Annotated in this window: 8 protein-coding genes; 2 read left to right on the forward strand and 6 right to left on the reverse strand. The window is 62.5% G+C overall.

What is annotated here, in order from left to right:
* Window positions 1-1,020 (forward strand): ABC transporter permease, encoded by a 1,020-nt coding sequence (locus AC1TXO_RS17785; protein ID WP_486402961.1) that lies wholly within the window; start codon window positions 1-3, stop codon window positions 1,018-1,020.
* 1 nt (window position 1,021) lies between these two features.
* The gene (locus AC1TXO_RS17790) at window positions 1,022-2,629 is read left to right on the forward strand and encodes an ABC transporter ATP-binding protein (RefSeq protein ID WP_486402962.1); all 1,608 of its coding nucleotides are present in this window, start codon (window positions 1,022-1,024) and stop codon (window positions 2,627-2,629) included.
* 77 nt (window positions 2,630-2,706) lie between these two features.
* On the opposite strand, the gene AC1TXO_RS17795 is transcribed toward AC1TXO_RS17790, so the two are convergent.
* From AC1TXO_RS17795 to AC1TXO_RS17820, 6 genes are all read right to left on the reverse strand, one after another.
* Window positions 2,707-4,233: an APC family permease gene (locus AC1TXO_RS17795; RefSeq protein WP_486402963.1), complete on the reverse strand. Its 1,527-nt coding sequence runs from the start codon at window positions 4,231-4,233 to the stop codon at window positions 2,707-2,709.
* A gap of 24 nt (window positions 4,234-4,257) precedes the next feature.
* Complete coding sequence (locus AC1TXO_RS17800; protein WP_486402964.1) at window positions 4,258-5,433, reverse strand: hypothetical protein; 1,176 nt, start codon at window positions 5,431-5,433, stop codon at window positions 4,258-4,260.
* Window positions 5,434-5,528: 95 nt separating this feature from the next.
* Window positions 5,529-7,535, reverse strand: coding sequence for a CocE/NonD family hydrolase (locus tag AC1TXO_RS17805; protein ID WP_486402965.1), 2,007 nt, complete (start codon window positions 7,533-7,535; stop codon window positions 5,529-5,531).
* Window positions 7,536-7,791: 256 nt separating this feature from the next.
* Entirely contained in the window at window positions 7,792-9,144 is a 1,353-nt protein-coding gene (locus AC1TXO_RS17810) for a spinster family MFS transporter (RefSeq protein WP_486402966.1), read from the reverse strand.
* A 139-nt stretch (window positions 9,145-9,283) separates the two neighbouring features.
* A complete protein-coding gene (locus tag AC1TXO_RS17815; RefSeq protein ID WP_486402967.1) occupies window positions 9,284-9,916 on the reverse strand; it encodes a DJ-1/PfpI family protein in 633 nt (210 codons plus the stop codon).
* A gap of 126 nt (window positions 9,917-10,042) precedes the next feature.
* Window positions 10,043-10,975 carry a LysR family transcriptional regulator gene (locus tag AC1TXO_RS17820; RefSeq protein ID WP_486402968.1) on the reverse strand — a complete coding sequence of 311 codons (933 nt, stop codon included), beginning with the start codon at window positions 10,973-10,975 and terminating at the stop codon, window positions 10,043-10,045.
* Window positions 10,976-11,086 lie beyond the last annotated feature (111 nt).

The raw sequence follows: 11,086 nt of genomic DNA on the forward strand, positions 1-11,086 counted from the left end.
ATGGCCCTCTCTCCCCTCAACCGCCGGCGCTTCGAGCGCTTCAAGGCCAACCGTCGTGGCTGGTGGTCGCTGTGGCTGTTCCTCATCCTGTTCGGCCTGAGCCTGGGCGCCGAGCTGATCGCCAACGACAAGCCCATCGCCGTGCGCTATGACGACGAGTGGTACTTCCCGGCGTTCAAGCGCTACCCGGAAACCACCTTTGGCGGCGAGTTCCCGCTCGAGGCCAACTACAAGAGCCCCTACATCCGCGAACTGCTGGAGAAAAAAGACAGCTTGGTGCTCTGGGCGCCGATTCCGTTCAGCTACCAGAGCATCAACTACGACCTGAAAGTGCCCGCGCCGGCACCGCCCTCGGCCGACAACCTGCTCGGCACCGACGACCAGGGCCGCGACGTGCTCGCCCGGGTGATCTACGGCTTCCGCGTGTCGGTGCTGTTCGCCCTGACGCTGACCATCGCCAGCTCCATCGTCGGCGTCATCGCCGGCGCCCTGCAGGGCTTCTATGGTGGCTGGGTCGACCTGGCCGGCCAGCGTTTCCTGGAAATCTGGTCGGGCCTGCCGGTGCTGTACCTGCTGATCATCCTCGCCAGCTTCGTGCAGCCGAACTTCTGGTGGTTGCTCGGCATCATGCTGCTGTTCTCGTGGATGAGCCTGGTGGACGTGGTGCGCGCCGAGTTCCTGCGCGGGCGCAACCTGGAGTACGTGCGCGCCGCCCGTGCCCTGGGGATGCGCAACGGTCCGATCATGTTCCGCCACATCCTGCCCAATGCCATGATCTCGACCATGACCTTCATGCCGTTCATCCTCACCGGCGCCATCGGCACCCTCACCGCCCTCGACTTCCTGGGCTTCGGCCTGCCGGCCGGCTCACCGTCGCTGGGCGAGCTGGTCGCCCAGGGCAAGTCCAACCTGCAGGCGCCGTGGCTGGGCATCAGTGCCTTCGCCGTACTGGCGGTGATGCTGAGCCTGCTGGTGTTCATCGGCGAATCCGCCCGCGATGCCTTCGACCCGAGGAAATGACATGAGCCAAGACACCCTGATCGAAGTCCGCGACTTGGCGGTGGAGTTCGTCACTGGCGAGCAGGTCAACCGCGTGGTCGACGGCATCAGCTTCGACATCCGCAAGGGCGAGACCCTGGCCCTGGTCGGCGAAAGCGGCTCGGGCAAGTCTGTGACCGCCCACTCGATCCTGCGCCTGCTGCCCTACCCGCTCGCGCGCCACCCCAGCGGCACCATCCACTACGAGGGCAAGGACCTGCTGCACCTGGGCGAGAAGCCCATGCAGCGCATCCGCGGCAACCGCATCGCGATGATCTTCCAGGAGCCGATGACCTCGCTGAACCCGCTGCACTGCATCGAGAAGCAGATCAACGAGATACTCCTGCTGCACAAGGGCCTGACCGGCAAGCAGGCCACCGCCCGCACCCTGGAGTTGCTCGAACTGGTCGGCATCCCCGACCCGAAGAAGCGCCTCAAGGCCCTGCCCCACGAGCTCTCCGGTGGCCAGCGCCAGCGCGTGATGATCGCCATGGCCCTGGCCAACGAGCCGGAACTGCTGATCGCCGACGAGCCCACCACCGCGCTCGACGTCACCGTGCAGTTGAAGATCCTCGACCTGCTCAAGTCCCTGCAGGCGCGCCTGGGCATGGCGCTGCTGCTGATCAGCCACGACCTCAACCTGGTGCGGCGCATCGCCCACCGCGTGTGCGTGATGCAGTGTGGCAAGATCGTCGAGCAGGCCGACTGCGAGACCCTGTTCAAAACCCCGCAGCACCCCTATACGCAGATGCTGATCAATGCCGAGCCCAGTGGCGGCCCGGTGGCGAACACGGTTGGCAAACCGCTGCTGGAAGTCAACGACCTGAAAGTGTGGTTCCCGATCAGGAAGGGCCTGCTGCGCCGTACTGTCGATCATGTGAAAGCCGTCGACGGGATCAATTTCAGCCTCCCGCAGGGGCAAACCCTGGGGATCGTCGGCGAGAGCGGATCTGGCAAGTCAACGCTGGGCCTGGCGATCTTGCGCCTGATCGCAAGCCAGGGTGGGATTCGCTTCCACGGGCAGTCGCTGGAAGGGCTGAACCAGCAGGAAGTGCGGCCGCTGCGGCGCGAGATGCAGGTGGTGTTCCAGGACCCGTTCGGCAGCCTGAGCCCGCGCATGTGCGTGGCCGACATCGTTGGCGAGGGGTTGCGGATTCACAAGATCGGTACGCCTGCCGAGCAGGAAGCCGCGATCATTGCAGCGCTGGAGGAAGTGGGGCTGGATCCGCGTACGCGGCATCGGTATCCACACGAGTTCTCTGGCGGACAGCGCCAGCGGATCGCAATCGCCCGGGCGCTGGTATTGAAGCCTGCGCTGATCCTGCTCGATGAACCCACCTCGGCGCTGGACCGCACCGTGCAGCGTCAGGTCGTGGAGCTGCTGCGCAATCTGCAGTTGAAGTACAACCTGACGTACCTGTTCATCAGCCATGACCTGGCGGTGGTCAAGGCGCTGAGTCACCAGTTGATGGTGATCAAGCACGGGCATGTGGTGGAGCAAGGCGATGCCCAGGGGATCTTCCATGCGCCGCAGCACCCGTATACCCGGCAGTTGCTGGAGGCGGCATTTCTGGAGACGGCGCAGAACTGATCCAGCAAGCACCGAGCGAGCTTCGGATTCACGACTCGCCTGAAACGAACATGCCGGCCAAGGGCCGGCATGGATCGTCAGTACCTGTTCTGCCCAAGTGACTGGTACAACGAAAGGTCTTTGCTCCTGAGCCGCCCCGCCGCCAGCCATCCGATGAGGCCGAACAGCGGAATGAGCATCGGCAGGAACACCCCTATCCACCCCGAGGCTCCGGAGAACAGGCCGAAGTTCCTCACGATGCTGAGACTGATGCCAGTCAGCAGCACGGCAGCGATCGCCGGAGCGATGCCGGTGCGTACGATTCCTGCTTCCAGCCCGCGATGCTTGAAGAAGAACAGCATGACGGCATAGGACACCAGTGCGGTGACACTGATGATGCCCAGGATGCTCACGCTGCCCAGCCAGGCGAACAGTGTCGACATCGGATCGAGCTTCAGCACTGCGAAGAAGGCAATCACCGAGACAGCGATAAAGGTTTGCAGCATCGAACCACGATACGGGCTCGCATGCTTGTGGTGGGTGATACCCAGTGCAGACGGCAGCACCCCTTCACGGCCCAGCACGTAGAAATACCGCGCTGCCGCGTTGTGGAATGCCAGCATCGAGGCAAAGGTACTGGTGATCAACAGGAAGTGAACATAGATGGTGGTCGATGGACTGATGAAGTTGTTCGCCAGGGTGTAGATGAACTGCGTGGTGTCGCTCATGCCCTTGAAGCCTTCGATCGCCTGGTCGAAGCCAAGCCCGTTCAGCACACAGATGCCCGAGAAGCAGTAGAACATCCCGATGACGAAGATCGACAGGTAGGTGGCACGCGGAATGGTCTTTTCCGGATTCTTCGCTTCTTCACTGTACAGCGCAGTGGTCTCGAAGCCGAGAAATGAACCGATCGCCATCAACAGCGCCAGCGGCAGCGAACCGGAGACGATGTTCTCGAAGCCGAACGAGGCCATGCTGAAGGTATCGGCGGTCTTGGCAATCACACTCAAGTCGACGGTCGCAACGATCAGGAACTCACCGACCACCAGGAACGCCAGGATCGCCAGGGAGAAGTCGACCTTCCTGTAGCCCAGCATGCCGATGGCCGAGATCGAGGCGAAACAGTACACCCACCACGGCAAGTCGACGGCAAAGTAAGTGTGCATGAAGTCCTGGGTGACCGCCCCGAACATCCCTTGCATGGCAACCTGGCTGGCGTTGTAGCCAAGCAGCATGACCAGCGCCGAACACCCTCCGGCCCTGCCGCTGATCCCCCGGCTCACCAGCGCATAGAACGCACCGGCGGACTTCACATGACGCATCATCGTCAGGTAGCCGACGCTGAACACCAGAAGGACAATCATCGCCAGCAGATAAGCAACCGGAAAGCCCGTGCCGTTGCCATAGATGAAACCGAACGGAAACATGCCGGTGATCGTGGTCAGGGGCGCCATCGCGGAGATGACGGAGAATACCAAAGCGCCAACACCCAAGCGTCCTGCTTTAAGTTCAGTCTGACGGTCGACTTCGCAATGGCTTTCAGTCGTGCTTTTCGATTTTATCATTTTTATCCTGCCAAGCAGAGGTCCGAAACATCGGCGGTGTAAGGGAACGGTCAATATCATGCGCAGTGCGCTGCACACACCCGGTTAGAAGTAGAAACCTATATTCATATAACCCTGGTTCTCCCAGCGATTCGAGCCCCCCGCAGCCAGGCTCTGGGCATAATCACTCGCGCCCACGTAAGGGTCGTTCTTCCCGAACAACCATTCCGCTGCCACGAATACATGTGCGCCCATATAGAACGACACCCCGGTGATATAACGCTGCGTATCGGAGAAGTCCCTGCCCGACTTGGTGAATGCGCTATAGTTTGCATAGAGCTTTATACTGTTGATCCAACCGTCGATGAAGGTGCTGGACAGGTTGTAGTCCAGGCCCGCCACGTACAGGCTGCCACGGCTGGCCACGTTGTAGCTGGCGTCCAGCCCACCCAGGGTCACTACTTCGTCGCTGTCACGGTTGCGCGGCGACATAAGCTGCCTTGCCGCCAGCAACTGGACGAACCAGGGGCCGGTGGTCTGCGTGTAATGCAGGGCGAGCGCGGCACGTCGGCCGTTGCGCCTGGTGTCGGCGTTCTGCAGGGTTGACGACAGGGCTGACAACCCCACTTCACGAACGCTGCCTGCCGAGCTGAAGCTTTTGGAGATGCGCGCAGCCACGAGGTTTCTTTCTCGATTGCGCGAGCCGTTGTCGATGCCATCGTCAGCACTTGCGATCACGTTCGAGTAGGTCTTGCCATCATGGCTGGTGCCCTTCCCCTGAAAGGCAGGGCGTAGATAGTAGCCGGCCTGGAAATTCCAGTCGCCCACGTTCTTCTGATACTTGCCACCCAGCTCGTACAGGTCTTCCAGGCCCACGACATAGCCCAACGTCTCGGTGAAGGTACTGCTGAAATAGGGAAGAATACCGAACGGTACTTGGTTCAAGCCAAACTGGACCTGGCTGTCAGGCGTCAGGTTGTATCCGATCCAGGCATACTCCGGAAATGAGATATCGCCAACCTTGTCGACATAGTCGTAGGGATAGTCACCGCCATAAAACCAATAGCGCGCCGCGCCCACCCAGGTGTCGGATTTATAATCGACCGACAGCGCGACTGCATCGAAACTCAGCTCGCGAAGTTTCTCGTCCGGATCATAATCCAGCCGCCCACGAACAGCGCCGCCCACATTCAGGTTGTCCGTCACCTGCACCGCGTAGGCACAGGGTATCAGCGCAGCACATAAAGGCAGTGCGTACAGGCATTTCAACTTTACAGGCATCACCCAACCTCTTTTATTGTTGTTCTTGAAAGGTCAAAGCACGTTGCACCGTGACTGCGGCCAGGCAAGCCGGATATCGGCCCAGTCACGCTTGATCACACCGAGACTCGAGGCACTTCCTCCTGCCAGGTTTTTTCATGAATCAATACGCCCTCGGCATGCACCACCTGGCGGGCGTCCAGATAGAAGTTGTCCATATCGCAGCGCACGGAAAAATGGGTCTGGACTTCGGCAGTCCACTCGCCGCGACAAACCGAATAGCGCCACTGCATTGTCGATTGCGCCGTCAGCGGGTCCGAAGGGTCGACACGATGGGTTTCGATACCCTGCTGGTCGAAGCGCAGGCCATGGCCGGGAAAATGCAGGCAACCATGATCTTCCTCGATGGTGACTGCGGTGCTGCCCGTGGCGATGTCCTCATGGATGTAGCGCTCGCACTTGCAGCAACGCAGTACATCGACCGCAGGTTCGGCTCCCTGGCCACCGGGCATTTCGATACCCTCCCCGAGCAGTGCGACCGTCGGCAGGCTCAGCACATGGTTACCTGGGCAGAGCGTCAGGGTGGCGTTTTTCCTGGCCGGCCACAGCAATGGGAAGCAGGCAGTGCTCAAGGTCAGCCGCAGACGTTTGCCGGGCTGCAGCCTGACCGAAGCGAGGTCGAAGGTCAGCACAACCTCGAAGGGTTCTCCAGGCACGGGCGGGCAGTGAACGTCGAAGCCCTGGCGGTGATTGAGATTCAGCGAAGCGCAACTCAGCTGCGTGGATTCACCGTTCTCGGCCACCGCATTCAACCTGGCGATTATCTGCCCGCAATCCACATCGCTGGCCAACCGGCAACTGAACCGGGCCTGGCCGATCAGGCACATCGGCTCAAGCAAAGGGGCCGAATCGAACACCAGGCTCAGGCTGTCATCACGGCGCTGGTCGACAGGCCCATAAGGTCCGACGGAGACTGCACAGGACTCGCCATGACAGACACCGGTGGTCAGCGGCGACGCTATCCTGACTCCTTCAGGCAACTGCCCATCCTGCCCCATGACCATTCCCCGGGAGGTCAGGGAATATTGCACGACCCTCGTCTGCGCTATCGGCCACTGCTCGAAGACGCGCCACGACCCGGTACGCTCTTCGTAGTAGGGTCGAGGCTGCGCGGCGTCCTGCACGAAGACGGTGACCGGCGGCGCATCCATCACGCCGTTGTGCTTGCCCTTGAGCCAGTGGTCCCACCATTGCAGGCTCAGCGCAATGAAATCGACCGTGGGTTGCGGATTGGCGATATGCGGATACTCATGAATCCACGGGCCGATCAGCAGTTTCCTGGGACAGGTGAGATTCTGGAAGGTCCGTGCAGTGCTGCTGCGGTAGGGATCCGCCAGCCCGCCCACGCAATAGACCGCAGCGTCGATGCTGGCGTAGTCCTCACTCAGCGAACCGTGTTTCCAGTAGCCGTCCTTGAGCTGATGCCTGAACCACGGCGCAGACCAGAGCGGGGCCTGCTCAAGCCTGGCCTTCCACATGGTCAGCCAGCCCTCGCCCACCAACTGGGGATCAGGCACCGAGGCCAGGCTGTGTTGCATGAACGCCCCCCAGGCGGCGTTCTTCATCAACAGATTGCCGCCCTTGTAGTGGACGTCATCGGTGAAGCGGTCATCCGAGGCGCAGAGCGAAATCACCGCCTTCAACGCCGCTGGACGCCGCGAAGCCACCTGCAGGCAACTGAAACCGCCCCACGACAGGCCCATCATGCCGACGCTACCCGTGCACCAGGGTTGCGAAGCGAGCCAGTCGATGACCTGCAGCGCATCGTCCTGCTCCTGCGGCAGGTATTCATCGGTGAGGATACCTTCGGATTCACCGGTGCCGCGGATGTCGACCCGAACCATGGCATAACCGTGCCGGGCGACAGCGGGATGGTACATCTCGTCGCGGTAGGCTGTGCCGTCGCGTTTGCGGTAAGGCAGGTACTCGAAGACTGCAGGCACCGGATTCACGCCTGCATCGACAGGCAGCCAGATCCTGGCAGCGAGGCGCACGCCGTCGGCCATACGGATCCAGCAGTGTTCAACCTCTGTAACTGCACGCGTGTGCTCGCTTTCAGACATCTGGTGATCCCACTGGTTTTCGTCAAGGCTGGACGGAAACGACACCAACTTGTACATACAACCACTTAAATGTACGTACAACTATGGGCAGAGTCAAATGAATACCCTGAATTTTGCAGGTCACCGATGGGGATGAGAATGCGACGGGCAGCAGCCTGCGTGGGGGAGATGGATCAGGCTGCGGTTTTCACAGGCAAATCCGCCCCACAAGTCGTGAGGCGGCGGGTTGTTCGAACAGGCCTGCTGTTGGCCGGTTTCAGGCTTCGGCGGTGCGGGCAACCACGGCTTCGCCGTCGATCACCATCCCCTCGCGCATCTTCTGCGCATCGCGCACGAAGCAACGCGACGCCGCCAACAGGAACACCAGCGTCAGCATCAGCGCCACCGGTATCAGGTACATCGCATCATGCAGCCCCTGGGCCTTGAACGCCTCGTTCATCGCCCCCTCGCCCGCCGCCTGCATGGCCGACACGGCAAAGTGGTCCGACAGCCCGCCGACCACCACCGGGCCAAGGCCACCGCCGAGCAGGTACAGCCCGGCAAAGTACAGGGCCATGGCCGTGGCCCGCAGGCGCGGCTGCACCACGTCCTGGATCGCGGTGTACACGCAGGTGTAGAAGTTGTACGAGAACAGCCAGCCCACCCCGAACACCGCCACGAACACACCCAGTTCGATACGCCCGGCATGCAGCGCCCAGGCAGTGGCCAGCGTCGACACCAGCATGCTCAGCACCGCGAACAGCAGCCGCCCGTTGGCGAAGCGCTGATGCACCTTGTCGGCCACCCAGCCACCGAGCGTGAGACCGACCAGGCCACTGACACCAACGATCACACCCGTGGCCACGGCTGCATCATGCAACGGCAAGGCGAAATAGCGCTGCAGCATCGGCACCATGAACGAGTTGCAGGCGTACGAGGCGAAGTTGAAGGTCAGGCCGGCCAGCACCAGCCAGGCGAAGGTCGGTACGCTCAGCACCCGGCGCAAAGGGCGGTCGATCGGAGCCTGGGAGATGACGACGGTTTCCGCTGCGCCACGCGCCGGCTCGCGGATCATGAAGACGAACAGCGCCAGCAACAGGCCGGGCACCGCGGCGATGAAGAAAGGCGCACGCCAGCTGCCGAAGGCCTGGACCATCGCGCCGATGGTGAAGAACGCCAGCAGCAGCCCCAGCGGCAGGCCGAGCATGAAGATACCCATGGCCCGCGCTCGTCGCGCGGCCGGGAACAGATCGCCGATCAGGGAATTGGCCGCCGGTGCATAGCTGGCTTCACCGATGCCCACCCCCATGCGCACCAGCAGGAAGGTCCAGAAGCTGCCGACCATGCCGTTGACCGCGGTCAAGCCGCTCCAGGCCGCCAACCCCCAGCCCATCAGCCTGGCACGCGAGCCGGTGTCGGCCATGCGCGCCAACGGCAGGCCGGCGATGGCGTAGACCAGGGTGAACGCGGTGCCGATCAGGCCGATCTGGAAATCGCTCAGGTGCCACTCCAGGCGAATCGGTTCGATGATGATCGCAGGGATGGTACGGTCGAAGAAGTTGAACAGGTTGGCCAGGAACAGCAGAAACAGAATGCGCCAGGCATTGGACGCTTGCACGGCAGTCGACATGGACGAGTCCCTCGTTGTTGTTGTTCGGGGCTTCCAGCACGCCCGACGAAATCTAGAGGGAGATCTCCACCCCGTCTGCCACCATTGACCGCGCTGATGACGGGCAATGATCGCAACGGGCCTGGCGCCAGGGCCGTGCCTACAGGTCGGCTGGCACTTGCGCCGTTTCGTACCACTGCCGGTCCGGCGTGGAGAAACGCATGATCCGCCGGATGTTCGCCGCGTTTTCAGCGCTGCTGAGCATCTCGACCAGCTGGAACGCCACCTCGGTGGCGGTTCCCGGCCCGCTGGAACTGATCAGGTTGCCATCGACCACCAGCGGACGGTCGACGAAACGCGCACCGGTGGCTGTCAGTTGCTGCTTGCGGCGGCCATTGGGCTGGTGGTAGACGGTCGCCTGGCGGTCCTGCAGCACACCGGCATGTCCCAGGCACAACGAGGCCACGCAGACGCTGGCGATGATCTTGTCGGCCTGGGCGAAATGCCGGATCACATCCAGGAACGGCTCGCTCAGCGCTTCCTCGTAGAACCCGCTGGGTTCGAAGCCGCCTGGCAGCGCCAGGGCGTCGAAGTCATGCAGGGTCAGGTCGGCCAGTTGGTGAGCGGGACGTATCACCAGGCCAAAGGTCGAGGTGATTTCCTCGCGCAGCCCGGCCATCACCAGTTCGATTCGCACGTCGCCGAGCAGGTCGGCCCAACCGAGCACATCGGTGAACGCCGCCATCTCCAGAGGCTCAACACCGTTGGCCAGCACCATCAGGACCTTCTTCACATCGATTACTCCTGGACAGGGGGAAAGACGCCCCAACGGGTCGCCGTGATCGCCCGCATACTTGAGGCTGCCGCCCGCGGCGACAACCCTGTCCGATGCAATTGAAAATTCCAGCCCAAGCAATGACTACAGCCGCCCGGCGCCATCGAAGCGCCAGGTGGCCTGAGCCTGTTGCACTACCTGCGCCACCCAGTCGACGAAGGCCCGCACCGTCGGCGACAGGTGGCGGTTCTTCGGGTACAGCACCGACAGCGGCACGGCAGGCGAACGATAGTCGGTCAGCACGCGAACCAGCCGCCCGCTGGCCAGTTGGTCGCGCACCATGTAGCTGCCGGCGCGGATCATGCCCAGCCCCTCGACCGCGCAGGCCACGTAGGCATCGGTGTCGTTGACGATCAGCCGTTCGCGCATGCGGACGCAGCGGTCCTCGCCATCGATCACGAAGTGCCACTCCAGCGAGCGAGCCGTGCGGCTGGACAGGTAGCCCACGGCATGATGCCCGGCCAGGTCCTCGAGGGTCTGCGGGGTGCCGTGCTCGGCCAGGTAGCCTGGTGCGGCGCACGTTACCCATTCGAACGCGCCGATGCGCTTGGCCACGAGGGTTGGAGAGTCCTCTGGGGTGCCGGCGCGGATCACGCAGTCGATGCCCTCCTGCACCAGCTCCACGGTGCGGTCGTTCATGGTCAGGGTCAGCTCGACATCGGGGAAGCGTGCCTGGAAATCCTTGAGGCATGGCAACACCACCAGGCGAGCCAGGGACAGGGTCATGTCGACACGCAGGCGCCCGCGCGGGGTGCCTGCCGAGCCGGGAAAGCCCGATTCGACCGCCTCGATGTCTGCAAGCAGGCGCCGGCAATGGTCGTAGTACAGCGTGCCTTCCGGGGTCAGGCTGATGTGCCGTGTGGTGCGGCGCAGCAGGCACACGCCGAGGAAGGCTTCCAGTTCCTTGACCGCCCGGGTGACCCGCGACGGCGGCAACGACAGGCTGTCGGCGGCGCGGCCGAAGCTGTGCATCTCGACCACGCGGGCGAAGATCTGCATCGATTGAAGGCGGTCCATGGGCTCTCCTGCCGGTGAAATTTATTCCACATCGGGCAATAAGTATCAGTGTTGGCTCGTTGCAGGCTCGGCTCCACAAGCAAGCGCACCCGAGCACCCACGCATCATAAC

It is taken from the genome of Pseudomonas sp. FA117 (genome assembly GCF_057370475.1).

Excerpts from the sequence above, each read along its gene's own strand:
- AC1TXO_RS17820 (WP_486402968.1), bottom strand. The coding sequence starts at position 10,975 with ATGGACCGCCTTCAATCGATGCAGATCTTCGCCCGCGTGGTCGAGATG.
- AC1TXO_RS17790 (WP_486402962.1), top strand. The coding sequence starts at position 1,022 with ATGAGCCAAGACACCCTGATCGAAGTCCGCGACTTGGCGGTGGAGTTC.
- AC1TXO_RS17810 (WP_486402966.1), bottom strand. The coding sequence starts at position 9,144 with ATGTCGACTGCCGTGCAAGCGTCCAATGCCTGGCGCATTCTGTTTCTG.
- AC1TXO_RS17785 (WP_486402961.1), top strand. The coding sequence starts at position 1 with ATGGCCCTCTCTCCCCTCAACCGCCGGCGCTTCGAGCGCTTCAAGGCC.
- AC1TXO_RS17800 (WP_486402964.1), bottom strand. The coding sequence starts at position 5,433 with ATGCCTGTAAAGTTGAAATGCCTGTACGCACTGCCTTTATGTGCTGCG.
- AC1TXO_RS17795 (WP_486402963.1), bottom strand. The coding sequence starts at position 4,233 with ATGATATTGACCGTTCCCTTACACCGCCGATGTTTCGGACCTCTGCTT.
- AC1TXO_RS17805 (WP_486402965.1), bottom strand. The coding sequence starts at position 7,535 with ATGTCTGAAAGCGAGCACACGCGTGCAGTTACAGAGGTTGAACACTGC.